27 protein-coding genes are annotated in these 24,028 nt (G+C 72.9%); 18 read left to right on the top strand and 9 right to left on the bottom strand.

Features of this window, described 5'->3' with window-relative positions; genetic code table 11:
• Positions 1 to 38: 38 nt before the first annotated feature.
• From KHP12_RS27445 to KHP12_RS27465, 5 genes are all read left to right on the top strand, one after another.
• Positions 39 to 1,253: a helix-turn-helix domain-containing protein gene (locus tag KHP12_RS27445; protein ID WP_086886003.1), complete on the top strand. Its 1,215-nt coding sequence runs from the start codon at positions 39 to 41 to the stop codon at positions 1,251 to 1,253.
• Between the two features lie 104 nt (positions 1,254 to 1,357).
• Positions 1,358 to 1,774, top strand: coding sequence for an ATP-binding protein (locus KHP12_RS27450; RefSeq protein ID WP_086886004.1), 417 nt, complete (start codon positions 1,358 to 1,360; stop codon positions 1,772 to 1,774).
• A gap of 53 nt (positions 1,775 to 1,827) precedes the next feature.
• Positions 1,828 to 2,718, top strand: a complete 891-nt coding sequence (locus KHP12_RS27455) for a radical SAM/SPASM domain-containing protein (protein WP_086886005.1) — start codon at positions 1,828 to 1,830, stop codon at positions 2,716 to 2,718.
• Positions 2,719 to 2,726: 8 nt separating this feature from the next.
• A complete protein-coding gene (locus KHP12_RS27460) occupies positions 2,727 to 3,857 on the top strand; it encodes a methyltransferase domain-containing protein (protein WP_086886006.1) in 1,131 nt (376 codons plus the stop codon).
• Positions 3,858 to 4,139: 282 nt separating this feature from the next.
• Positions 4,140 to 4,751: a TetR-like C-terminal domain-containing protein gene (locus KHP12_RS27465; RefSeq protein ID WP_086886007.1), complete on the top strand. Its 612-nt coding sequence runs from the start codon at positions 4,140 to 4,142 to the stop codon at positions 4,749 to 4,751.
• 95 nt (positions 4,752 to 4,846) lie between these two features.
• Here KHP12_RS27465 and KHP12_RS27470 read toward each other — a convergent pair whose 3' ends face one another.
• The 5 genes from KHP12_RS27470 to KHP12_RS27490 form a co-directional block, all read right to left on the bottom strand.
• Entirely contained in the window at positions 4,847 to 5,557 is a 711-nt protein-coding gene (locus KHP12_RS27470) for a DUF305 domain-containing protein (protein WP_086886008.1), read from the bottom strand.
• Entirely contained in the window at positions 5,554 to 6,222 is a 669-nt protein-coding gene (locus KHP12_RS27475) for a thioredoxin-like domain-containing protein (protein WP_086886009.1), read from the bottom strand. The genes KHP12_RS27470 and KHP12_RS27475 overlap by 4 nt, the downstream gene beginning before the upstream one ends.
• 87 nt (positions 6,223 to 6,309) lie before the next feature.
• Positions 6,310 to 6,723, bottom strand: a complete 414-nt coding sequence (locus KHP12_RS27480) for a hypothetical protein (RefSeq protein WP_086886403.1) — start codon at positions 6,721 to 6,723, stop codon at positions 6,310 to 6,312.
• Between the two features lie 180 nt (positions 6,724 to 6,903).
• Entirely contained in the window at positions 6,904 to 8,004 is a 1,101-nt protein-coding gene (locus KHP12_RS27485; RefSeq protein WP_086886404.1) for an AMP-binding protein, read from the bottom strand.
• Positions 8,005 to 8,043: 39 nt separating this feature from the next.
• Positions 8,044 to 9,408 (bottom strand): aldehyde dehydrogenase family protein, encoded by a 1,365-nt coding sequence (locus KHP12_RS27490; RefSeq protein ID WP_086886408.1) that lies wholly within the window; start codon positions 9,406 to 9,408, stop codon positions 8,044 to 8,046.
• Between the two features lie 298 nt (positions 9,409 to 9,706).
• On the opposite strand from KHP12_RS27490, the gene KHP12_RS27495 reads away from it, so the two are divergent.
• From KHP12_RS27495 to KHP12_RS27505, 3 genes are all read left to right on the top strand, one after another.
• Positions 9,707 to 10,405: a response regulator transcription factor gene (locus KHP12_RS27495; RefSeq protein WP_037954026.1), complete on the top strand. Its 699-nt coding sequence runs from the start codon at positions 9,707 to 9,709 to the stop codon at positions 10,403 to 10,405.
• Between the two features lie 104 nt (positions 10,406 to 10,509).
• Positions 10,510 to 10,977 carry a hypothetical protein gene (locus KHP12_RS27500; RefSeq protein ID WP_086886405.1) on the top strand — a complete coding sequence of 156 codons (468 nt, stop codon included), beginning with the start codon at positions 10,510 to 10,512 and terminating at the stop codon, positions 10,975 to 10,977.
• Complete coding sequence (locus KHP12_RS27505) at positions 10,974 to 11,219, top strand: hypothetical protein (protein ID WP_086886406.1); 246 nt, start codon at positions 10,974 to 10,976, stop codon at positions 11,217 to 11,219. The genes KHP12_RS27500 and KHP12_RS27505 overlap by 4 nt, the downstream gene beginning before the upstream one ends.
• A gap of 49 nt (positions 11,220 to 11,268) precedes the next feature.
• On the opposite strand, the gene KHP12_RS27510 is transcribed toward KHP12_RS27505, so the two are convergent.
• Both KHP12_RS27510 and KHP12_RS27515 read right to left on the bottom strand, forming a co-directional pair.
• Positions 11,269 to 11,613, bottom strand: a complete 345-nt coding sequence (locus KHP12_RS27510; RefSeq protein WP_086886407.1) for a hypothetical protein — start codon at positions 11,611 to 11,613, stop codon at positions 11,269 to 11,271.
• Positions 11,614 to 11,740: 127 nt separating this feature from the next.
• The gene (locus KHP12_RS27515) at positions 11,741 to 13,510 is read right to left on the bottom strand and encodes a cellulose binding domain-containing protein (RefSeq protein WP_211833861.1); all 1,770 of its coding nucleotides are present in this window, start codon (positions 13,508 to 13,510) and stop codon (positions 11,741 to 11,743) included.
• A 444-nt stretch (positions 13,511 to 13,954) separates the two neighbouring features.
• Between KHP12_RS27515 and KHP12_RS27520 the strand changes: the two genes are divergently transcribed.
• The 10 genes from KHP12_RS27520 to KHP12_RS27565 all read left to right on the top strand — a co-directional run bounded on the left by KHP12_RS27520 (position 13,955) and on the right by KHP12_RS27565 (position 23,279).
• Entirely contained in the window at positions 13,955 to 14,866 is a 912-nt protein-coding gene (locus KHP12_RS27520) for a dihydrodipicolinate synthase family protein (protein ID WP_210609563.1), read from the top strand.
• A 94-nt stretch (positions 14,867 to 14,960) separates the two neighbouring features.
• Positions 14,961 to 15,962: a proline racemase family protein gene (locus KHP12_RS27525; RefSeq protein ID WP_211833862.1), complete on the top strand. Its 1,002-nt coding sequence runs from the start codon at positions 14,961 to 14,963 to the stop codon at positions 15,960 to 15,962.
• A gap of 43 nt (positions 15,963 to 16,005) precedes the next feature.
• On the top strand, positions 16,006 to 16,689 hold the full coding sequence (locus KHP12_RS27530; RefSeq protein WP_211833863.1) for a GntR family transcriptional regulator: 684 nt from the start codon (positions 16,006 to 16,008) through the stop codon (positions 16,687 to 16,689).
• Positions 16,690 to 16,715: 26 nt separating this feature from the next.
• Entirely contained in the window at positions 16,716 to 18,023 is a 1,308-nt protein-coding gene (locus KHP12_RS27535; RefSeq protein WP_245010132.1) for an NAD(P)/FAD-dependent oxidoreductase, read from the top strand.
• A complete protein-coding gene (locus KHP12_RS27540; RefSeq protein WP_211833864.1) occupies positions 18,004 to 18,342 on the top strand; it encodes a (2Fe-2S)-binding protein in 339 nt (112 codons plus the stop codon). Before KHP12_RS27535 ends, KHP12_RS27540 begins: the two co-directional genes overlap by 20 nt.
• Positions 18,343 to 18,350: 8 nt before the next feature.
• Complete coding sequence (locus tag KHP12_RS27545; protein ID WP_308289514.1) at positions 18,351 to 19,781, top strand: FAD/NAD(P)-dependent oxidoreductase; 1,431 nt, start codon at positions 18,351 to 18,353, stop codon at positions 19,779 to 19,781.
• 120 nt (positions 19,782 to 19,901) lie between these two features.
• Positions 19,902 to 20,291: a TOBE domain-containing protein gene (locus KHP12_RS27550; protein ID WP_166484036.1), complete on the top strand. Its 390-nt coding sequence runs from the start codon at positions 19,902 to 19,904 to the stop codon at positions 20,289 to 20,291.
• 74 nt (positions 20,292 to 20,365) lie between these two features.
• Positions 20,366 to 21,232 carry a molybdate ABC transporter substrate-binding protein gene (gene modA / locus KHP12_RS27555; RefSeq protein ID WP_211833865.1) on the top strand — a complete coding sequence of 289 codons (867 nt, stop codon included), beginning with the start codon at positions 20,366 to 20,368 and terminating at the stop codon, positions 21,230 to 21,232.
• A 125-nt stretch (positions 21,233 to 21,357) separates the two neighbouring features.
• Entirely contained in the window at positions 21,358 to 22,182 is an 825-nt protein-coding gene (locus KHP12_RS27560; protein WP_086885119.1) for an ABC transporter permease, read from the top strand.
• On the top strand, positions 22,179 to 23,279 hold the full coding sequence (locus KHP12_RS27565; protein WP_086885115.1) for an ABC transporter ATP-binding protein: 1,101 nt from the start codon (positions 22,179 to 22,181) through the stop codon (positions 23,277 to 23,279). The genes KHP12_RS27560 and KHP12_RS27565 overlap by 4 nt, the downstream gene beginning before the upstream one ends.
• A gap of 16 nt (positions 23,280 to 23,295) precedes the next feature.
• On the opposite strand, the gene KHP12_RS27570 is transcribed toward KHP12_RS27565, so the two are convergent.
• Positions 23,296 to 23,535 (bottom strand): hypothetical protein, encoded by a 240-nt coding sequence (locus tag KHP12_RS27570; protein WP_308016918.1) that lies wholly within the window; start codon positions 23,533 to 23,535, stop codon positions 23,296 to 23,298.
• On the bottom strand, positions 23,532 to 23,963 hold the full coding sequence (locus KHP12_RS27575; protein ID WP_245010133.1) for a hypothetical protein: 432 nt from the start codon (positions 23,961 to 23,963) through the stop codon (positions 23,532 to 23,534). Before KHP12_RS27575 ends, KHP12_RS27570 begins: the two co-directional genes overlap by 4 nt.
• Between the last annotated feature and the right edge of the window lie 65 nt (positions 23,964 to 24,028).

Genomic DNA, 24,028 nt, shown 5'->3' on the forward strand with positions numbered 1-24,028 from the left:
CGCCTGATACCTGATGGTGAGTTGGGGGGACCGGGGCCATGGGCTGTGAGGACGAGCGGGGGCTCGGGGACCGGATCGCTCGGTTCCGGGTTCGGCGCAAGCTCACTCAGGAGCGGCTCGCCGAACGGGCAGAGCTGTCCGTGGACGTGGTGCGCAAGCTGGAACAGGGTCAGCGGCAGACGGCCCGGCTCTCGACGATCAACGCCCTCGCCCGCGCACTCGATGTGGAACCGTCCGTACTGATCGGTCAGCCGACCACCTTCGAGGCCCGCCAGGAGGGCGACTCGCCGTCCGTGCTCGCGCTGCGGCAGGCCGTCTCCCCGCTGACCGAACTCCTCGGCGAGGACGCCGACCCCGAGGCCCCGCCCACCGTCGGCGCGCTGCGCGCCGCATTACGGTCCACCGAACGCATCCGCCGCGAGGGCCGGATGGCCGACATCGGCGTCCTGCTGCCGCAACTCATCCGGGACGCCAGGACGGCGGCACACGCCCACAGCGGCACCGACGCCGCCGCGGCCCATGCGGTGCTCGCCGAGGCGTATCAGGTGGCGGCCACCACGCTGGCCGCGCTGGGCAAGGAGGACGCCGGGTTCACGGCGCTGGAGCGCTCCATGGAGGCCGCCCGGCGGTCGGACGATCCGCACCTCGAGACCATGGGCGTCTCCACGTTGTCGTGGATCCTGACCAAGCAGGGGCGGCTGGAGGACGCCGAACGTGTCGCCCTGACCGCCGCCGAGCGGATCGAGCCCGGATTCCGGTCCCGGCCCATCGAACTGTCCCTGTGGGGAATCCTGCTGCTGCGTGCGGCGACCGCGGCCGTGCGACGCGGCAAGCACGACGCCGTGGACGAACTGCTCAACATGGCGACGGCCGCCGCCTCCCGCATCGGAGAGGACCGCCTCGACTACGCCACACCGTTCGGCCCGACCAATGTCGGTGTCGCCGAGGTCAACTTCCTGGTGGAGATGGAGCGCGGCGCGAAGGCGTTGACCGCGGCCCGTGCCGTTCCGGAACTCCACCGGCTGCCCCCGACGTGGCGCGCCCGATTCCATGTCGACCGCGCCCTGGCCTGTGTTGACCTCGGGAAGGACGACAGCGCCCTTCGCGCCCTCCTGGCCGCGGAGGGCGACGCACCGGAGTGGATGCGCTACCACGGAACGGCCCGGCGGGTGGTGGCCGAACTACGCCGCCGCGAGCGCCGCCGCACCTCCCCCGTGACCGAACTGGCGGACCGGCTCAACCTGGACGGGTAGGACGAGACGTCCCACCCGTCCGGCAAAGTGGTACGTACGGTCACTGTCCGGTCGCTCTCAGCGGTCATAGCGTGCGCTCACGTTCACGAACCGCGAGGTCCGCCATGATCGTGACCACCACTGCCCGCCCCTCCGGGCACCCCGGCTACACCGAGACCCTGCCGTGCACGGCCCCAAGCGCCGCCACGGCCCGTCGTCTCGTCCGCACGGCGCTGGCGGTCTGGGGCATAGAGCACTGCGCCGACGCCGCCACCCTCATCGTCTCCGAGCTGGTGGCCAACGCGGTGGACCACACCGACTGCCGCGTCATCCGCGTCATCACCCGTCCCGCGCCCGATGTAGTCCGCATCGCCGTGGTGGACAAGTGCCGCACACTGCCCGTGCCACGCCTCGCCGGGGCCAATGAGGAGCGGGGACGCGGCCTGACTGTGGTGGAGGAGTGCGCCTGGCGATGGGGGGCCGATCGGCTGCCCTGGGGGAAGCGGGTGTGGGGCGAGTTGCGATGTGAGACCGACGGATGAGGCCCGTGGGACGGGGGCCGGGTAGGCCGTACAACGACACCGAAGGAGCAGCAATGAGCACCGTAATGGAAAGCCCCGTGGCTTCCCCGACGACCGCGCCGAGGGTCGTTGAGCTGGAGATCACTGGAGCTTGTCAGCTCCAATGCACACAGTGCTTTGCCGAGTCGGGGCCGACCGGCACGCGCGGCGTGATGACGGCCGGCGATTGGCGGCGGGTGATCAGCGACGTGGCGGCACTGGGCGCGCGCGAGGTGCAGCTCATCGGCGGTGAGCCGACCACGCATCCGGCATGGGCGGAATTGGTCGACCACGCGCTGAGCCTCGGTCTTCAAGTCGAGGTCTACAGCAACTTGTTCCACATCAAGCCCGGTTGGTGGCGCCTGCTCGCCCGCGAGGGCGTGAAGCTGGCCACCAGCTACTACAGCGACCGTGCGGAGGAACATGACGCCATCACGACCCGACCAGGCAGCTACGAACGCACCCGGGCGAACATCGCCGAGGCCGTACGGCGCGGTATTCCGCTGCGTGTCGGCATTGTGCCCGTCCTGTCGGGGCAGCGCGTGAGCGAGGCATGTCGGGAGCTGGAAGCGCTCGGCGTGACGGCGATCCGCACGGACCGCATGCGGCGCCTCGGCCGTGCCTCGCTGCCCGAGGTGGGGGCGGACACGGCGGAGCTGTGCGGGCGGTGCGGGCAGGGACAGGTGGCCGTCCTGCCCTCGGGCGACGTGACCCCGTGTGTGATGGCGCGGTGGCTGACCACCGGCAACATCCGGGAACGGGGCTTGGCCGCGATCCTGGGCGGCGAGGCATGGGCCGAGGCGCTGAGCACGATTCCGGCCCGCGCTGGGGGAGGTCCGTGTGACCCTGACTGCAAGCCCGCGTCGGACGGCGGCGACTGCTCGCCCGCCGAGCAGGAAGCATGCGACCCGAAATACGACGAATGAGGCGGCTCATGGACTGGAAGCCCCACGCCGAACGTCTCGCGGCCGAGGTGGCCCCGCCCGTCTCGCGGTGGAGGGAGGCGGTGGCCTCCACCCCCCGGCACGTCTTCGTGCCCCGGTGGTGGGAACCGGCGGGCGGCGGCACTTGGGCGTTGCGTGACGGACCGGCGGACGAGTCGGCGTGGCTGCGCGCGGTCTACTCCGATACGTCCCTGGTGACCCGCGTCGGCCCGCTCCACGCCGACCAGGCAAGCCCCGACGACCGGCCGCGCGGCGTGCCCACATCGTCGAGCACCATGCCCGGCCTGGTGGTGCGCATGCTGCGCCACGGGCTGTTGTACGACGGCGCCGACCTCGGCCTGATCGGCACGGGTACCGGGGCCAGTACCGCCCTCGCATCGCGGCGCCTCGGGGGCAAGCACGTCACGGCCATGGACGTGGACCCGTACCTGACCGGGACGGCGACCGATCGGCTTGCCTCCCTGGGCATGTCCCCCCAGGTGGTCACCTGTGACGTCACGGGGCCGCTCCCGGGGGACTTCGACCGCATCGTGTCCATGGTGGCCCTGCGCAACCTCGCCAGCGTGACAGCCGCACTGCGCCCCGGCGGGCGCCTGGTGACCACGCTCGCCCGCATGAGCGTGATCGTCACGGCCGACAAGGACGCGGACGGCGGCGCGCGCGGGGTCGTCGAGTGGGACCGGGCCGGGTTCATGAGCACCCGTACCGGGGCCGACTACCCGCCGGGGACGGAAGAGCTGTTCGCGGCCGTACGGGACCGCGAGGGCGAGCAGATGACCGAGGGCCGCTATCCGGTGCTCAACGTCGCGGAGGCGTGGGACGTGCGCGCCATGCTCGAACTCGCCGCGCCCGGCGTCGAGACCCACTATGAGGAGCGCGGCGAGCAGCGCACGGCATGGCTCGTGCACGCCGATGGCTCATGGGCGCGTGCTTCGGCGACGTGGATCGACCCGCCTACGGTCCATCAGGGCGGCCCGCAGCGCCTGTGGACGGTGCTCGAACGCATCCGGCACCGGCTGAACGCCGAGGGCGGCCTGCCGATCTACGGCAGCCGCGTGCACATCACGCCCGACGGCGTGTGTCATTTCACGCGCGGCAAGTGGTCGGCCTCCTACGGCTGATCTCACCCGACCGGCAGAGGCGATGGCCGGCCGAGCGCCGTCGTCCAGGGCCGAAGGCCAGGAGGAAGAAGAGGAGCGTGCTGGACCTTCCTTCCCCTCGTGAGGAAGGTCCGGCAAACTCTGCGCCACGTTGTCCTAATGCGCTGTCGCGAGCATTAGGTAACGGGTGTCACACTAGCGAGGGGCGTGTACGCCGTGCAATGGGTTACCGGGCGTTCGGCGCCCGGAGGGCGTGAAGATCTGGTGCTCACGAGGGTGGAGGGGCCGTAGAGTCGGCGCGTCATGACAGAGCGACCACCGCATGGGTCGGCTCGCCCCGGAGGGCGTACGGCCCGGACTCGGGCCGCCGTGTTGGCGGCCGCGTACGAGGAGCTCGACCGCGACTCGTTCGCCGCGCTCACCCTCGATCGGCTCGCGCAGCGGTCGGGGGTGCATGTGTCGACGATCCGGCGGCGCTGGCGCACGGTGGAGGGGGTGGTCGTCGATCTGCTGGCCGAGCGCAGTTCGACGCTGCCCACTCCGGACACCGGTGACTTCCGGCGGGATCTGATGGAACTCACCCAGGCCATCGCGGACTTCAACAACGCCCTGCGCAACCGCAATGTCATGCAGGGGCTGATCGCGGCCGCCGCGCATGACACCAGGGTCGAGGAGATCCTCCGCAACGCGTTCGTGCGGCGGACCGAGGAGGTGACCCTGATCGTGCGGAACGCGGTGGAGCGGGGGGACATCCCCGAGGGCACCGACGGGCGGGAGGTCATCGCCTCACTGGGGGCGCCGCTCTACTACCGGGTGCTCATCCTGCGCGGGTCCATCGACGCGCGGCTGGTGCACACCACCGTCGAGGTCACGTATCAGGCGGCCCGGTCCGGGGTGTTCGTGCGGAAGGGGTGATGGCGCCCTGGAAGGGGTGATGGCGGCCCGGAAGGGGGGATGGCGCCCCGCGGCCCCGTGGGGCCTCGTGGGGCGAGGGGCGCCATCGGCGGGCGTCAGGAGGACGCGCCGCGTGCCGTGAGCATGTCGGCCATCAGCTGGATCTCCGACTGCTGGCCCTGGACCATCGTCTGGGCCAGGTGCTTCTCGGTCGAGTCCTTGACCAGTTCGACCGCGCCCTTCGCCATCTCGACGCCGCCCTTGTGATGGGCGGTCATCAGCTTCAGGTAGAGCACCTCCGCCGCCTTGCCCTTGGCCTTGCGCAACGCGTCGAGCTGGGTGTTGGTGGCCATGCCCGGCATGAGCGAGCCGTCGTGCGGCTTGTACGTGGGGCCCATGCCCTTCATCGAGCCGTGGTCCATGCCCTCCATGTCGTCCGACGACATGTGCTTCATCCATGTCATCGGCGGGTCCTCGGACGTCTTGTCCAGCCCCCACATGTCCAGCCAGCCCTGCAACATCCCGGCCTGGGTGGCCTGGGTGCTGGCGATGTCGAACGCCAGCCGCCGCACCTCGTCGTCGCTCGTGCGGTCGCGCACGATGAACGACATCTCCACCGCCTGCTGATGGTGGACGGACATGTCGCGGGCGAAACCGGCCTCGGCCGAGGTGTCCTTCGGCGTCCCCGTGTCGGTCGAGCCCTCCGAGCGGTCGCTCGTCAGCCACAGCACCGCCACCGCCACCAGCGTCAGCAGGGCGAGGGCGGCGGCGATCCCCGCCACCAGCGGCTGACGGGAGGCGCGGCCGACGGCGGTCCCTTCGCTCACGAAGTCTTCCCGTTGGTGCAGTAGGCGCCGGGCTCGGGCGTCTGCTTGCCCTGGACGAACTTCTTGAAGAAGTCGGCCACGCGCGGGTCGTCCGCCTTCTGGACGTCGAGCTGATTGCCCCAGGCGTTGAGGACGATCGGCGCGTCCTGCTCCTGGTAGGGGCTCATCAACGAGTACGGGGTCTTCTTGACCCGCGCCGAGAGGGCGGCGACGTCCTCCTTCGACGCCTTGTCGGTGTACGTCACCCACACCGCGCCGTGCTCCAGCGAGTGCACCGCGTTCTCCTTGGTCAGCGGCTTGGTGTAGACATCGCCGTTGCAGTTCTGCCAGACCTGGTTGTGGTTTCCGCCGACCGGCGGCGACATCGCGTACTTCACCGTGCCCTGGACATGCGTCCGGCCCAGGTTCTTCCAGGTCTTCATGCCCTTGAACTCGCCGGTCTTCACGACCGACGAGGTGACCTTGGCCTCCTTCTTCTCCTTCTTGTCGCTCGCGTCGACGAGGAAGTAGCCCCCGACGGCCAGCCCGGCGACGATCACCGTGACCGAGGTGATGGTGATGATCCGGTACCGGCGCTCGCGCGCCTTCTCGGCGCGGCGCAACTCCTCTATCTTCGCGCGGCGGTCGGCCGCCGCGCCCTTCGTCTTCGATCCCTTGGAGCCCATGGCTGTCCTCAACCTCGCAGTTCGCGCAGATCGCGCAGTTCGCACACTGGATGGGTGGAGCGGTGCATCGCGGTGACCGGCGTCGGCCTAGGTCCGAAGTACTTGGAGCTGGTGGAGGCCGAGGGCGCGGACGGGGTGGTCCGGCGGCGCCCGGGCGGAGGCCGGGTCCCGGGGGCCGTCCGGCGGCGGAACCTCGGCGAGGGAGGGCGGGGCTACGGGCGCGGGCACCAGGGCCTGGACCACTCCCCGGGGGCCCGCGACACAGTCGTCGCTTCCGGTGCCCGAGCCGGAGGTGTCGAACGGGCGGTGCCCCGGAGCCGGATACGCGACCGGCTCCTCGTACGGCTGGGCCGACGCGGTCTCCGCCAGGCGGTGCGGGCGGCACCCGGTCGACAGGGCGGTGTGGCCGGCGGCGGGCTGGGCGCACGAGGGCGCCACCCATATGGCCGCGGCGAGCAGCAGCACGGCACGGCAGAGGACGGAAGGCACGGTGCCGCGCACCGGGTCCCTCCGTATGTGGCCCCTCCGTATGCGGGCCTCTCCTCCGCGCTGCCCTCTGCCCATCGCGCCAGATCGTAACCACTGCGACTGTCGCGACTGAATGGGTCCATGGCGGAACGCGGCAAACGCCTGGTGGCGGCCCGGTGTCGGCCGCGCCGCCACCCCCGGCGTCCGGATGTCTCAGTACACGCCCTCGATCACGACCTCGTCGTCGAACATCGCCACCGGCCCCACATCGGCCACCGAGTCCCCGACCGCGCCCTCCGGCGGCGGGACGCGGATCGCCAGATCCCGCTCGAGGTTGTTGGGCAGCAGGGCGGACTTGCTGACGTGGTTCATCACCACCTGGCCGCGCTCGCCGTACGGCACCGGCCGCCCGCTCGCCGGGTCCACCACCGAGAAGGTGACGAACGGCGTACGCGGATCGAAGACGCACGGCTCGTCCGGGCCGAGCCCCAGCCGCTCGGTGGCACCGCCGAGGATCATGGTGTTGCCGTAGGTGCCGTACAGCTCACAGCCGGGGAAGACCTCGGAGCGCAGCAGATGGCGGGTGTCGGCGTCCATATGGGCGCCGCCCCACATGATGCCCTTGACCTTCTCCCCGATCAGCTCGATGAGGTCGTCGTGCCGGGCCAGCCGCTCCAGCAGCGGCGGGGTGGTCATCAGCACCCCGATGTCCTGGGTGCGCAGGACGTACGCCGCCTGCTCCACCAGATGGTTCACATAGGCGTCGGTCTCCTCGGCCTTCCCGCCGGAGATCAGCTTCTTCACCCAGCGCGGATCCATGTCGACGCGGAACATCAGCCCACCGTGCCGGGCGGCCGTGCCCGCGACCATCTCGCCGACCATATGGGGGCCGCTGGGGGCGATGGCGAGCCAGTCCACCCCGCGCGGGATGCCGAGCCCGTCGAGGTCGGCGCTCAGCCCGTGGGTGAGGCGGTCCAGCCAGTCGCGCAGACACACGATCCGCTTGGGCGCGCCGGTGGTGCCGCCGCTCTCGAAGACCCCGACGATCCGGGCGTCGGCGCCGTACCCCTGGGGGATCAGATCGCGCACCGGCACCTCGCGCAGCTCGCCGGTGACATTGGGGAAGAGCGCGAGATCGGCGACGCCCTTGACGTCCCGCCGTGGATCGAAGTCCAGCGTCTCCGCCGTCCGCAGCCAGAACGGGGAGCCGGTGTCCGGGCCGAAGTGCCACTCCATGGCGGCGCGGATGTACTCATCGGGGTCGGGGCGCTCGTCGAAGGGGATGTCGAGCACCGAAAGGGAAGCTGTCGGCACGGGATGCTCCTCGCGGATGGAGGCAGGGGACTCATGGGGTCAGCCGCGGATGACGGCCTTCGTACGCATCAGGAACTCGCCGAGATACGCGTCGTGCGGGAGGCCCGGCGCGATCCAGTGGGTGGGGTGGTCGCCGATGTAGAGGTTCTTGATGGACGGCTCGGCGAGCAGCCCGTCCAGCAGCGCCTCGTCCCCGGTGATCGCCGTGACCACCAGGCTGTCCCGGAGCGCGGCGACCCCCGCCTCGCGCGTCCAGGGGGCCACCCAGACGCAGGGGAACGACAGCTCCACGCCCAGCCGCGGGTCCCGCGGATCGTCGAGCTGGAAGACGGCGGGGCGGAGGGCGGCGCTGCCGTCGCCGAGGTCGTCCACCACGCCGTCGCCGCCCAGCCAGGCCCGGGCGCCCGCGGCCTTGCCGAGCAGCAGGCGCTCGAAGCCGCGCGCGACCTCGAGCGGATGGACCGGCAGCACGGCCCGCTCGTCCTGCGGCGGCAGGCTGGGGAGGGCGGCGAGCCGCTCCGCCAACGCCTCGGCGACCGGTGCCGGATCGCCCTCGACGAGCACGGCGGTGGCGTTGACGCACGCGGTGCCGCCGTGGCGGGCGATGGAGTCGACGACGACATCGAGGTGGTCGCGCCACTCCCGGTCGGCGGTGATCAGGATCTTGGAGCGGCCGGGCCCGTTGGGCAGCACGGCCGGATCGGCGGCGTAGCGGTCGATGACCTCCTGCCCGCCGTAGACCATGGACAGGTCCGCGCCGTGCAGGATCTCGCCCGCCGCGTCGTGGTCGGTGGGCAGCAGCACCACCTGGTCCGGGCCGAACCCCGCCGCGCGCAGGGCGCTGACCAGCCGGTACGGGGTGAGCGGCTCACGGCGGGAGGGCCGTACGGCCACCCGGTAGCCCAGCGCAAGCGCCTCGAGCCACAGGGCGTGCACGGCGGGGTGGTTGCCGGCGGCGTGCACCGCGAAGACATCGCCGCGCCGGATCCACACCGCGGTGCCGCTCCTGGCGTACGGATCGCGCCAATCGCCCACCGCCCCCACCGGGCGGGCCGCCTGGACGTTTCGGTACGCATCGGTGGCGCTGAGCCGTATCGCCTCCACGGCGATTCGCACATTGGCGAGCGGGCTGCCCGACATCCGGCACACCGCGCCCTCGTACGCCTCGGCCGACATCCCGGCCACGGTGCCGGTGGCGAACAGCTCCCCGGCCCGCTTCAGCGCGGCCAGCCGCTCCTCCAGGGGCAGGGTGTCGGCGGCGCGCAGCGCGGCCAGCGCCCGGGTGACGAACAGCCGGGGCACCAGGGAGAGTTCGGCCATCGGGACGCCGGTGACATCGCTGACGGTGAGGCGGTGGCGGGACCGGTAGGGCCCCTTGGGCCCCAGCGCGTCCAGGAAGTCCAGGGCATCCGGGGAGTCCGGGGCGTCCACGGCATCCAGGGCGTCTGGGGTGTCCAGGGCGTCCGGGGAGTCCGTGGCGTCCAGGGCATCCGGGGCGGTGGCGGGCTGGGACACGCTGGCTCCTTCGCGGGCGCGGGACACACCGGCTCCTGGGTGGGCGCGGCGGGAAAAGGGTGAACCAGGCCAATCCCACGGCGCGGACGGGACGGAGTCAATTGGCCCAAAGGCCATGCCCGGGCCCCTGGAACGGGCCGTGCGCACGGCGGGGCACGTACCATGCCGGGCCGGAGGTGGTACGGACATGGCAGGCACGGGCAGCGGTCGCGTCCTGGTGACGGATGACGACGCGGCCATCCGGCGGTCCCTGGAGCGCGGGCTGCGGCTCAACGGGTTCGCCGTGACCCTCGCGGACGGCGGCCACGCCGCGCTGGCCGCGCTGCGCGACGGGGCGCCCGATGTGGTGGTCCTGGACATCTCCATGCCCGACCTCAGCGGGATCGAGGTGTGCCGCAGCCTGCGCGCGGACGGCAATGACGTGCCCGTCCTGATGCTGTCGGCCCTCGACGAGGTGGCCGACCGGGTGGCCGGGCTCCAGGCCGGGGGCGACGACTACCTCGTCAAGCCCTTCGCGCTCCAGGAGCTGGTGCTGCGGCTGCACGCCCTGCTGCGCCGCCGTCCGCCCGCCGCCACCGACCGGGTGCGGGCCGGTGCGCTGGAGATGGTGCCGGAGGCCCGGGAGGCATGGCTGGACGGGGTGGCGCTGCGGCTCACCCGGCGCGAGTTCGAGCTGCTGGACGTGTTCGCCCGGAACGCCGGGATCGTGCTCACCCGCGATCAGCTGCTGGATCGCGTCTGGGGCTATGACTTCGACGTCCGTACGGACGCCGTGGACACCTTCGTCAGCTATCTGCGCCGCAAGCTGGAGGCGGGCGGCCGCCCGCGGATGCTGCACACGGTGCGCGGCGTGGGGTTCGTCCTGCGGCCCACCGAAGCGCGGTAACTCCGGTCCACAGAGTTTCCACAAAGAAGGTTCCTAGGTTTTCCCCAGTCCGGGACGGCCCGGCCCCTCCCCGGCCGTCCGGCTCCTAGGGAAGGAACAGCACCATGCACCGTGGAAAGAGCGCCCTCGTGGCGTGCGCGGCCACCGCCGCCCTGCTCGGTCCGGTGGGCATCGCGGCGGCGGACGGCAGCGCCCCGGCCTCCGCACCGGCCGCCTCCCCCAGCGCGAAGGCGCCGAAGGGAGCGGGGGACGGCTCCCGGGGGCTGTGCAAGCGCGCCAAGCGGATCGACAAGCGGCTGGACCGCGCGCTGAAGCGGCTGAAGGGTCCGGCGACCGTCCGCGGGTCCGTGGCCCGGCTGACGAAGCGGGTCGAGCGGGCGAAGAAGGCGGACCACACCGAGGTCCAGACGTTCCTCAACCACAAGCTCACCTTCCGCAGGTCCCTCGTGCCGACGCTCGAGCAGCGGCAGAAGGACCTGGCGAAGGTCCAGAAGTGGTGCGCCGCGCGCGGCGAGGGCTCCGGCGGCGGTTCCGTCAGCGATTCCGGCGGCGACACGGAATCGGCCAAGTGAAGCGCGGCCCCTGGGCCGTGGCCGCCACGGCGCTGCTCTGCGCCGCGCTGGTCACCGGCTGCGGCGGCGGCAAGGGCGGTTCGGGCGGCTCGGACGACGCGGACGGCTCATCGGGGACGTCCGCCCCGTCGGCCACCGCACCGGCTCCGTCCGCCTCCGAGCCGGACGAGCTGAACAAGCTGGTGGACGACGCGGAGTCGGCGGCGAACAGGGCGGACTCCGACGCGGCGAACGACAACTGACCACGAGACGCGGGCCCCGGCGCGCCCCCATCGCGCCGGGACCCGTCCGTCAGACGATCGTGACGGGGGCGATCAGACCCGCGGTGGATCCGGCCGGTACGGGGCCGGCCTCGGCGCTGACCAGATCGCCGTTCTCCAAGACCCCGGAGCCACTGACGTCCACATGGACCCGCAGCCCGTAGTTGTCGCCCGGGACGAGCTCACCGGGGACGGTGACGCTGAACGGGACATGGCCGCCCGGGCTCAGCGGCACATCGGTGAGGACCTGCGCGGCCACGATCGACTCGGGGGTGTCGGACCGGGACACGTTGCGCACCTCCACCACCACCCGCGCCGCCCGCCCGGCGGGGGCGTCGGGGGGCAGGGTCACGATGCCGCTGAGGACACTGCTCATTCCGGGATGGATTCCCCCGGGGACGGAGGTCTTGTTCCACCATCCGGGTGGGACCGCCGTTCGGGCCGGGGGAGCGGCGCCGTCAGTTCGCGCGTTCGGGCCAGGGGGGCCGGGTGGAGCGGCGCCGTCAGTCCGCGCAGGGGCGGCCGTTCAGGGTGAAGGAGCCGGGCGGCCGGTTGCCGTCGCTCCAGGAGCCGAGGAAACCCACGGAGAGGGAGCCACCGGCCTTGACCCGCTTGTTGTAGTCGGCCGCGGTGGCGGTCACCTTCGAGCCGTGCTGGGTGAAGTCCCCGTCCCACATCTGCGTCACCCGCTGGGAGTCGTGGAAGGTCCAGGTGATCCGCCAGCCGTTGAGGGATTCGCGGGAGGTGAGGGTGACGGCGGCCTGGAAGCCGTCGGGCCATTCGTTGACCAGCTGGAAACGGGCCGTGCAGTCGGCGTCGTCGCCGGGCTTCCGGCCGTCGGAGGGCGGTTTGCCGCCGTGGCCGGACGCGGAGCCGGAGCCGGAGTCGCCCTTGGAGGACGAGGCGGACGGGGAGGGGGAGCGCCCGGGCTTCTTCTGGTGCCCCTTGCCGGAGCCCTTTCCGTCCTTTCCGTCCTTCCCGCCCTTGCTCTTCGAGGGGCTGGGGGAGGCGGGGGCGCCGGGGTTGTACGGGGACGAGGTGGCGGGGGCCAGACTGCCGGGGGTCACCTCGGGGCCCATCGAACCGCCGGTTCGGTTGTCGGAGTCGGCGGCCGTTCTGGTCATCGCGACCAGTGCGGCGAGGGCGACGACGGCGATCACCGCCAGGATGACCGTCGTACGGGCTCTGCGTAACCGGCGGCGGGCGGCGCGGTTCCGGACGACCCGGTGCCCCCCGGAGCGAGCCCCGCTCGCCCCATCGGCCCCGCCCGCGCCGGCTCTGCCGCCCGCGCCGGCTCTGCCCTCCACACCACCGGGCCGTCTGCTCCGCCGCGCCCCGATCGCGTCCAGGACCCGGTCGCGCAGCCGCTCCCACAGCGGGGCGCGGACCGCGTGCGCGGTGGGGGCCGCGGCGCGGGCGCTCGGCGCGGCGCCCGGGGCCCGCTCGGCGAGCGCGCGGCGCCGCTTGAGGTAGAGATTCGCGCCCCAGCCGATGACCCCGCCCGCCAGCGCGCCGGGCAGCCCGGCGCCGTCCACATACATGCAGGTGGCGGCGTCCCGGCAGCTACGGCAACGGGCGAGGTGCTGCCACAGGTCGGCGGGCGAGGGGGAGTCGGGCGCCCGGGTGGCGGCGTCGAGCAGCTTGGCGTAGCTGCGGCACTCCTCGTCGGTGAGGGTGTCCACATGGGCGCGCTGACACCGTTCGCGGAAGGCCGCGCGGACCCGGGCGATCTCCTCGGTGGCGTACTCCGGGTCGTACCCCAGCTGCCGGGCCACCGCCTCCGTGGACCGCGCCTCCACCTCGACCAGCCACAGCAGCTCCCCGTCCGCCTCCGGCAGGTCCCGCAGCGCGCGCAGGGCGAGCGGCTGGTCCCGGGGCGGTGCGGCGAACCGGGCGGCGAGGTCGGAGGCCAGCCAGGTCCGCAGCTCCGGGTTGAGCCGGTCCCCGTGCCGGTGGGCGACCCAGTCGGCGGCGGTCTTCCGTACGGCGGTCAGAAAGAGCGGAAGCCACGGGAGGCGCTTGCCGAACCCCCGGGTACGGCGGTTGCGGGTCTCCCGGATGCCCCGCCGGAACGCCTCGGTGGCGAGCCGCATCCCGTCTTCCGGGGTGGTCGTGCACAGCTCCGCGTAATCGGCGACCGCGTCCCAGTACGCGCCCAGCAACGCCGTGGCGGAGGCCGCGCCATCGACATCCTCGCCGGGTGCCTCGGTGACCCCGCGGCGCGTCGGGGAGCCGTCCCCGGACGATTCCCTGGGAGATGAGTGGTCGGGCATGGAGGCAATTCCTCACTCACGAACAGCGGCGCCCCCGCCGGGGGGCAACCCTCTCACAAAACGGGCCGCGGGATGGTCAGCCAACAGCACAGCGATGCCTCGGAGTTGGGGATTCCCCTTACGGGGCGGGCCGAGCCTTTCACGCCGGTGACCTGGCTGACAAGAGACGAAGAGCAGTCCCCGCTTTGGAAGAGCAGCCACCTGACAGGCCGTGCGATCCGGCCGAATCAAGGTGAATAGTAGTCACGTTCACTGTCTCGTGCGACACAAAGGCCACACCCGCAAAAGGTATAGACCGCACAGTTCGCGCTGTGAACTCCTGTGCGTTTTCGGTGACTTCCGGTGGGCCGATCCCCTCGTGCCGAGGGCTGTGCAGTGTGACATTGCACTGCTATCTTCAAAGGGAAATCCGGTGGTCTGGTCCCCTCCCCCAGGAGGTTCCGCATGCCCGATCTCTCCGCGCCCTGGCGTGGCGTTCATGTCGCCACGGCGCTTCCGTTCCATGACGATGACGAGTTGTCGGTCGACTACGAGGGTTACGCCGCCCATGTGCGGTTTCTCGCCGAGCACGGCTGTGACGGGGTGTGCCCCAATGGGTCGTTGGGGGAGTACCAGACCCTGACGGACGAGGAGCGGGCGCGGGTGGTGCGGGTGGCGGTGGAGGCGGCGCCAGAGGGGTTCGGGGTGATGCCGGGGGTGGCGGCGTACGGGGCGCTGGAGAGCCGGCGGTGGGCGGAGCAGGCGGGGGAGGCCGGGGCGCGGGCGGTGCTTGCGCTGCCGCCGAACAGCTACCGCGCCGACCGGGAGGCCGTGGTCGGCCACTACCGCGAGGTGGCGCGCGCCGGGCTGCCGGTGGTGGCGTACAACAACCCCCATGACACCAAGGTCGACCTCACCCCGGAGCTCCTGGCCGAGCTGCACGGGGAGGGGCTGATCGTCGCGGTCAAGGAGTTCAGCGGGGATGTGCGGCGGGCGTACGAGATCGCCGAGCGCGCCCCCGGTCTTGATCTGCTGATCGGCGCCGATGACGTGCTGCTGGAGCTGGGGCTCGCCGGGGCCGTGGGGTGGATCGCCGGGTATCCGAACGCGATTCCCGACGCCACCGTGGAGCTGTACCGGCTCGCCACCTCCGGCGTCGGCGCGGATCTGGAGAAGGCGCTGCCGCTGTACCGGGCGCTGCATCCGCTGCTGCGCTGGGACTCCAGGACCGAGTTCGTCCAGGCCATCAAGGCGTCCATGGACCTCGCCGGGCTGCGTGGCGGAGCCTGCCGCCCGCCGCGCTCCCGGCTGGCCGGTGAGGTGGCGGCCCGGGTCGTCCGGGAGACCGAGACGGTGCTCGCGCTGGGGTACCGGTGAGGGCCGCGTCGGTGGGGGCCGTGTCGGAGGGGGTCGCCGTACCGGTGCGGGTCGCCGTACCGGTGGGGGCCGGGGCACGGGGCAGGGGGCGTTCATGAGGTCGCGGCGGGTGTTGCACACCGTGGAGTCCCACACCGAGGGCATGCCCACCCGGGTGGTCACCGGCGGGGTGGGGACGCTCCCGGGCGCGACCATGGCCGAGCGCAGGCAGTGGTTCATCGAGCACCGCGACGATCTGCGCACCCTGCTGATGTACGAACCACGCGGCCACTCCGCGATGAGCGGGGCCATCCTCCAGCCGCCGACCCGGCCGGACGCGGATCACGGCGTGCTCTTCATCGAGGTGTCCGGGGTGCTGCCCATGTGCGGCCACGGCACCATCGGGGTGGCCACCGTGCTGGTCGAGACCGGGATGGTCGAGGTGCGGGAGCCGGTCACCACCATCCGCCTGGACACCCCGGCGGGCCTGGTGGTCGCGGAGGTCGCCGTGCGCGACGGGGCCGCCACCTCGGTGACGATCCGGAACGTGGCCGCGTTCTGCCCGGCCACCGACCGTACGGTGCGGGTGCCCGGCTTCGGCGAGGTGCGCTACGACATCGCGTTCGGCGGCAACTTCTACGCCATCGTGGAACTGGACGCCCTCGGGCTGCCCTTCGACCGGGCGGCCGGGCAGGAGCTGCTGACCGCCGGGCTGAAGATCATGGACGCGGTGAACGCGCAGGACCCGCCGCACCACCCCGAGCGGCCGGACATCACCGGCTGCCGCCATGTCTACCTCCAGGCCCCGGGTTCGACGGCGCGCCACTCCCGCCACGCGATGGCCATCCACCCGGGCTGGTTCGACCGCTCCCCCTGCGGCACCGGCACCTCCGCGCGGATGGCGCAGCTGTACGCACGCGGTGAGCTGGGCCTCGGCGAGGAGTTCGTGAACGAGTCGTTCATCGGGACGCGGTTCATCGGGCGGCTGCTGGAGGAGACCACGGTGGCCGGGCTGCCCGCCGTCGTGCCCTCGATCACGGGGCGGGCGTGGGTCACCGGCACCGCTCAGTTCCATCTCGACCCCGAGGATCCGTTCCCGGCCGGGTTTCTGGTGTAGAGAGCTTCTGGTGCAGAGAGGGGAGAACGGTGGTGGAAGGGACATGACCGGGTCCGCTTCCCGCGCCCGCGGCTCCAGTCTCGAGCCGCTCGGCAAGCGCGAGAGCCTGCGCGACCGGGTCAGAAACGCCCTGCGCGCGGGCATCATCTCCGGCGAACTCGCCCCCGGCGCCGTCTACTCGGCGCCCGCCCTCGGCGCCCGCTTCGACGTCTCCCCCACGCCCGTCCGCGAGGCGATGCTCGACCTGGTGAAGGAGGGGCTGGTGGTCTCGGTGCCCAACAAGGGGTTCCGGGTCACCGAGGTCTCGGAGCAGGACCTGGACGACCTGGCGTCCATCCGTCTGCTCATCGAGCCGCCCACCGTACGGGAGGCCGTCCCGCGTATCCCGCCGGGGGAGCTGCCCGCGCTGCGGGAGCTGGCCCAGGCCATCGTGGACGCGGCCGAACGCGGCGACCTCATCGGCTATATCGAGGCCGACCGGGTCTTCCATCTCACCCTGCTCGGCCACGCCGGGAATCGGCGCCTGGTGGACGTGGTGTCCGAACTCCGCTCCCAGACCCGGCTGCTGGGGCTCATCCCGCTGCTGGAGAGCGGGCGGCTCGGCCAGTCGGCGGCCGAGCACCACGCGCTTGTCGACCTCGTGGAGGCGGGGGACGCACGCGGCGCCGAGGCCATGACGCATCGCCATATCGGCCATGTGCGCGGGCTGTGGGCCGGTGGCCCGTGACTCGGGGTGGGTGGGCCTCGCAGGACTTGCCGAAGACCGCCGACCTCGTCGTCATCGGCGCCGGAGTCGTCGGCGCGGCCGCCGCCTGGTTCGCCACCCTGGCCGGGCTGCGGGTCGTGGTGGTCGACCGGGGCGCCATCGCGGGCGGCACCTCGGGCGCGGGCGAGGGAAACGTCCTGGTCTCGGACAAGGAGCCGGGCCCGGAGCTGGAGCTCGCGCGGTACTCGCGGCAGGTGTGGGGCGAGGACCTGGGCCCGTACGGCGAGTGGTGGGAGTTCGAGCGGAAGGGCGGGCTGGTGGTCGCCTCCACGCCCGCCGCCCTGGGCGCGCTGCGAACGCTGGCCGAGCGGCAGCGGGCCGGTGGTGTCGTCGTACGGGAGGTGTCCGCGGCCGAGCTCCACGATCTCGAACCACGGCTGACCCGCGAGGCCGCCGGGGGCGCGCTGTATCCGCAGGACGCCCAGGTGCAGCCCATGCTGGCGGCGGCCCATCTGCTGCGGCTCGCGCGGCGGCGCGGGGCGGTGGTGCGGACGGGGACGGAGGTGGTGGGGTTCCTCCGGCGGGGAGGGCGTATGGGTGGCCCGGCCACGTCGGGGGTCGGCGCGGGCTCCTCGGGGCTCGGGGCGGGCTCCTCGGGGGGCGGCTCCCCGGCCACCCCGGGCGGCGGCTCCCCGGCCACCCTGGGAGGAGGCGGCGCGGGTGCCCCGGTCACCGGCGTACGGACACCCCACGGCACCGTCAGCGCCCCCGCCGTCCTGAACGCGGCGGGCACCTGGGCCGGTGCGGTGGCCGGGCTCGCGGGCGTCGAGCTGCCGGTGCTGCCGCGCCGGGGCTTCGTCCTCGTCACCGAACCACTGCCGCCCGCGACCGTACGGCACAAGGTCTACGCGGCCGACTACGTGGACGCCGTGGCCAGTTCGGACGCGGAGCTCCAGGCGTCGCCGGTCGTGGAGGGCACGGGTGGCGGCACGGTGCTGATCGGCTCCACCCGGGAGCGGGTCGGCTTCGACCGGCGGCCCTCCCCCGCCGCCGTACGGGCGCTGGCCCGGGGCGCGATCGGGCTGTTCCCGATGCTGGCGTCGGTGCGGGCGATGCGCGTGTACGCGGGCTTCCGGCCGTACTGCCCCGACCATCTGCCGGTCATCGGCCCCGACCCGCGCGCCCCCGGGCTGTGGCACGCCTGCGGCCACGAGGGCGCGGGGATCGGCCTCGCGGCGGGGACGGGAAAGTTGATCGCGCAGGCGCTGACGGGGGAGGCGACGGATCTGGACCTGACGCCGTTCGCCCCCGAACGCTTCGAGGAGGGTGGTGCGGATGAGCCACGCGGGGAGTGACGAGCGCACGGGGTCGTCGTCCTGCCGGCTGACCTTCGACGGTACGACGGTCACCGCGCGGCCGGGGCAGAGCGTGGGCGCGGCGCTGGTGGCCGCCGGGATCGTCGCCTGGCGGACCACGCGGCGCGAGGGCAGGCCGCGCGGGCTGTTCTGCGGGATCGGGGTCTGCTTCGACTGCCTGATCACCGTGGACGGGCGCCCGGGACAGCGGGCCTGCCTGGTCCCGGCGCGGGACGGGATGCGGCTGTCGGCGGAGGGCGATCGCGATGGTGATGACAGCGATGGCGATGGCGGCGATGGCGATGGGCAGCGATGGTGATGGCGGCGATGGCGACTGATCGGCCGATGTACGACGTAGCCGTCGTGGGCGCGGGTCCCGCCGGGCTCGCCGCCGCCGTCGGGGCCGCCGAGGCGGGCCTCGACGTGGTGCTCATCGACGCCGGGCGTCTGCCCGGCGGCCAGTACTGGCGCCACGACGAGCACTCAACGCCCCCTCGCCACGCCCACGGGCGGCTCTTCGCCCGCCTCCGCGCCCGGCTGCACGACCAGCGCCACCTCGGCCGTCTCCACTACCTCCCCGGCCATCAGGTCTGGCTGATCGACCGCCCCCGCCCGGACAGCGGGCCGTTCACCCTGCGCCTGAACGGTCCGTACGACACGGCCCCCGTCGAGCGGGACCGGGTGCGGGCCCGCACGCTGGTGCTCTGCTGTGGCGCGTACGACCGCCAACTGCCGCTCCCCGGCTGGGAGCTGCCCGGGGTGATGGCGGCCGGAGGCGTCCAGGCGCTGCTGAAGGGGCATCGGACGGTGGCGGGGCGGCGGGCGGTGGTCGCGGGCACGGGCCCGTTCCTGCTGCCGGTGGCGACGGGCCTGGCGCAGGCGGGGGCGCGGGTCCTCGCCGTGTACGAGGCCAACCCGGCGCACGGCTGGCTGCGCCACCTGGACGGGGCGGTACGGGCGCCCGCCAAGTCCGCCGAGGCGGTGCGGTACGCGGCGCTGATGGCCCGCCACCGCATCCCGTACCGGACCCGGGCCGCGGTGACCGAGATCCTGGGCGAGGACCGGGTGCGCGGGGTGCGGCTCGACGGCGGCGAGGTGCTCGAGGCCGATCTGGTGGCGCTGGGCTGGGGATTCACCCCCGCCCTCGAACTGCCCCTGATGGTCGGCGCCGCCACCCGGCGCGACCTCGACGGCTCCCTCGTCGCCGTGGTCGACGCCCGTCAGCGCACCACCGTCCCGGACGTCCTGGCCGCGGGGGAGACCACGGGCGTGGGCGGCGCCGCGCTCGCCGTCGCCGAGGGACGGCTGGCCGCCCTGTCGCTGGCGGCGGCTCACGGGCTGCCGGTCGACCCGGGCGCCGTACGGCGGCTGCGCACCGCGATCCGCCACGACCGGGCCTTCGCCGCCGCGCTGCACCGCACGTACCCGGTGCCCGACGGATGGACCGGCCGGCTGACCGAGCGCACGGTGGTCTGCCGCTGCGAGGAGGTCACCTACGGGGAGCTGTGCCGCGCCCGTACCGACCTCGGCGCCGAGGACCCCCGCACCATGAAGCTCCTGGCCCGCCCGGGGATGGGCTGGTGCCAGGGGCGGATCTGCGGTTTCGCGGTCGCCGCCGTCACCGCGTCGCTGACCGGCCGACCGGCCACGGCGGAGGATCTGCGACCGCTCTCGGCACGGCCGTTCGCGGCGCCGGTGACGCTGGGGGAGCTGGCGGAGCTGGACGAGCCGGCGGACGACACAGGCGAGGAGCCCTAGCCTCCGCGAGCCCTCGCCTCTGGCGGCTTGCGCAGATGCCAGCCTCCGTACCCGAATCGTTGGACGGATACCACCTGATCATCATGTACTGGCTCGCAGATGCGGCGCTACCATCGGCGGATGCATACGTACCGGATCGGTGAGGCCGCGGCCCTGATGGGGGTCAGCGTCGACACCTTGCGGCGCTGGGTCGACAGCGGACGGCTGACCGCCGAACGGGACGAGCAGGGGCGCCGGATCATCCCGGGCCCGGCGCTCGCCGCGTTCGCCCGCGAGGTCGCCAGCGGCACGGACCGCGACCACCCCGGCTCGTCGGCCCGCAACCGCTTCTCGGGCATCGTCACCGAGGTGATCCTCGGCGATGTGTCCGCGCAGGTGGAGATCCAGGCGGGCCCGTTCCGCGTGGTGTCCATGATCAGCCGGGAGTCGGCGGAGGAGCTGAAGCTGGAGCCGGGCGTTCCGGCCGTCGCCGTGATCAAGTCGACCAACGTGGTCGTGGAAACGCCGTGAACACGCGCGTCGAGGGCGGCACACGCAGCAGCCGCAGCAGCCGCAGCAGTCGCAGAGAGGGAGAGACAGACCCCATGACGACCCGTTCCGTATCAGGTTCCGGATCCCGACCCCGACCCCGGCCCCGTTGGACGCTCCGTGTGGTGGGCGGTTGCGCGCTCGCCGCCCTGACGCTCACCGCCTGCTCCTCCGGTGACTCCGACGACTCCGGTGACTCCGGTGACTCCTCCAAGAAGTCCGCCTCCGGTTCCTCCTCCGAGGAACTGTCCGGCACGGTGACCGTGTTCGCGGCGGCCTCGCTGAAGGAGAGCTTCACCGCGCTGGGCAAGACGTTCGAGAAGGAGCACCCCGGCACCAAGGTCTCCTTCAACTTCGGCGGCAGCGACGCCCTCGCGGCCAGCATCACCTCCGGCGCGCCCGCCGACGTCTTCGCCGCCGCGAGCCCGAAGACCATGAAGACCGTCACCGACGCCAAGGACGCGAAGGGCACCCCGGCCACCTTCGTCCGCAACCAGCTCGAGATCGCGACCCTCCCGGGCAACCCGAAGAAGATCAAGACGCTCAAGGACCTCACCCGCTCCGGGCTGAAGGTCGCGCTGTGCGCCAAGGAGGTGCCGTGCGGCTCGGCGGCCCAGAAGGCGCTGACCGCGGCCAAGCTCAAGCTCACCCCGGTCTCGTACGAGCAGGACGTCAAGGGCGCGCTGACCAAGGTGCAGTTGAAGGAGGTGGACGCCTCCGTCGTCTACAAGACCGATGTGAAGGCGGCGGGCGGCAAGGTCGCGGGCGTGGAGTTCCCCGAGTCGAAGCAGGCCATCAACGACTATCCGATCGCCCCGCTGAAGAACGCCGAGAACGCGGAGGGGGCCACGGCCTTCATCGACCTGGTGAAGTCGGCACAGGGCCAGAAGGTGCTCGGCCAGGCCGGTTTCCTCAAGCCGTGACGGAGCGGAACGCCGGGACTGGGCCGGGGGCCGGAGCGGAGCCGAAGGCCGGGCCGGAGCCCAAGGCCGGGGCCGGGCCGGGGGCCGGGGCCGGGCCAGAAGGGGCAACCGGCCCCACGGAGGTTCTGGGCAGCGGCACACGGCGACGACGCTCCGGCACCCCCCGCCTCCGCGCGGGCGTCCCGCTGCCGCTCCTGCTCCCCGCCCTCGCCGGTCTGGTCTTCCTGGTGCTCCCGCTGGTCGCGCTGCTGATCCGCGCGCCCTGGCGGAGCCTGCCCGACCAGCTGACCAGCGTCGCGGTGTGGCAGGCGCTCCGCCTCTCGCTGATCACCGCGACCGCCGCCACCGTCGTGGCGCTGGTGCTGGGCGTGCCCCTGGCCTGGCTGCTGGCCCGCGCCCGCTTTCCGGGCCGTCGGCTGCTGCGCGCCCTGGTGACCCTGCCGCTGGTGCTCCCGCCGGTGGTCGGTGGCGTGGCGCTCCTGCTCGCGCTGGGCCGTAACGGGATCGTGGGCCGCTGGCTGGACTCGGCGTTCGGCGTGACCCTGCCGTTCACCACGGCGGGGGTGGTGGTCGCGGAGGCGTTCGTGGCGATGCCGTTCCTCGTGATCAGCGTCGAGGGCACGCTGCGGGCCGCCGATCCGCGCTACGAGGAGGCCGCCACCACGCTCGGCGCCTCGCGCTTCACCGCGTTCCGGCGCGTCACCCTGCCGATGGTCGCGCCGGGCGTGGCGGCCGGGGCGGTGCTGGCCTGGGCGCGGGCGCTGGGCGAGTTCGGCGCCACGATCACCTTCGCGGGCAACTTCCCCGGCCGTACGCAGACGATGCCGCTGTCGGTCTATCTCGCGCTCCAGAGCGACCCGGCCGCCGCGATCGCGCTCAGCCTCGTCCTTCTCGCCGTCTCCATCGCGGTCCTGGCCGGGCTGCGCGACCGCTGGATGGCCGCCTCATGACCAACACGGACACCTCCCCCACCGAGAAGGCCACGCCGCACAGCGACGGCCTCGATGCCCGGCTCGTCGTCGACCGGGGCGGCTTCCGGCTCGACCTGCGGCTGACCGCCGCGCCCGGCGAGGTGGTCGCGCTGCTCGGGCCCAACGGCGCGGGCAAGACGACCGCACTGCGCGCCCTGGCCGGGCTCACCCCGCTCACCGAGGGGGTGCTGCGACTGGACGGCCGGACCCTGGAGGAGCCGTCGCATCGACTGCGGACGCCGCCCGAGGACCGCCCGGTCGGCGTCGTCTTCCAGGACTATCTGCTCTTCCCGCACCTCACCGCGCTGGACAACGTGGCGTTCGGCCCGCGCTGTCACGGGGTGCCGAAGGCGGAGGCCCGCGCGCAGGCGGCCGAGTGGCTGGACCGGATGGGCCTGACCGACCGCGCGGGCGCCAAACCCCGCGCCCTGTCCGGCGGCCAGGCCCAGCGCGTCGCCCTCGCCCGCGCCCTGGCCACCCGCCCCCGCCTGCTGCTCCTGGACGAGCCACTGGCCGCGCTGGACGCCCGCACCCGCCTCGACGTGCGCGCCGGACTCCGCCGCCATCTGGCCGACTTCGAGGCGGTGGCGGTGCTGGTCACCCATGACCCGCTGGACGCGATGGTGCTGGCCGACCGGCTCGTGGTCGTGGAGGACGGCCGTATCGTCCAGGAGGGCGCCCCGGCGGACATCTCCCGCCGCCCCCGCACCGACTACATCGCCAGCCTCGTCGGCCTCAACCTCTACCAGGGCCGGGCCGACGGCCACACCGTGACGCTCGACGGCGGCACCACCATCACCACCACCGAGGACCTCTCCGGCCCGGTCTTCGTCGCCTTCCCACCCGCCGCGGTCACCCTCCACCGCGACCGCCCCGACTCCAGCGCGCGCAACCTGTGGCGGCTGGAGGTGGCCGCCCTGGAGTCCCACGGCGACCAGATCCGCGTCGACCTCACCGGCGAACTCCCCCTCCTGGCCGACCTCACGACGGCGGCGGTGGCCGAACTGACCCTCCACCCGGGCCGCCCGGTATGGGCCACGCTGAAGGCCACCCAGACCCACGCGTACCCGGCGTGACCCGGCTCCGGCACACCTACGCCCCCTCAAGCCCCTCCCCACAGAGCGGCCGACACACCCACAGCTCGACCTCCCGCGTCCTGCTGCCACAGGTCCACGCGACCGTCCCGAGCGACTGATCCGCGATCAGCCGCCGCCCACACAGCGCACAGTCCCAGCCCTCCAGCTGGGGCCCGGTCAGCGCGTCCGGGTCCGGCATCTCGATGCGGTGCGCCGCCGCGAGCGGCTGCCGGGCGACTGAACGGTCGCCGGTCACCGTTCGTCCCCCTCCCCGCCCCCGACCCCGAGCTCGGCGACGACCGCCCGAACCAGCGCCTCGCGGAGCCGATCGGCGTCGGTGAGGTACCGCCCCGGCCCGAGAGGGACGCGCCAGTGCAGATACGGCCCGCTGGTCCGGTCAACCGGCGGAACGCCGAGGTACGAGGTCTCAAGGCGGCCCGTACCGAGCGTCTGCACCTGCCGGATGCGCCGCCAGTGCCGCGCGGCTCCTGGGCGGATGAGCCAGTACATGAGGTTGTAGTCGGCGATGACGGCACCGGTCGCCCCACCGAGTAGGCCCAGAGCCCGCGCACCAAGCGCTTCGGGCGCCCGCACGGCGTCCCAGTACGGTCCGACCTGGACCATCCGCACGTCGGCGCCGCTCGGAGGCGCCCATGATTCGGACTTGAGAGAGTCGGCTGTCATGGCTGGTGCTGTCCCATCTGCCTGATTGGTGTGGACAGGTAGATGGTTCTCCGCTGCAAGGGCGG

The organism is Streptomyces asiaticus, assembly GCF_018138715.1.
GTDB lineage: Bacteria > Actinomycetota > Actinomycetes > Streptomycetales > Streptomycetaceae > Streptomyces > Streptomyces asiaticus.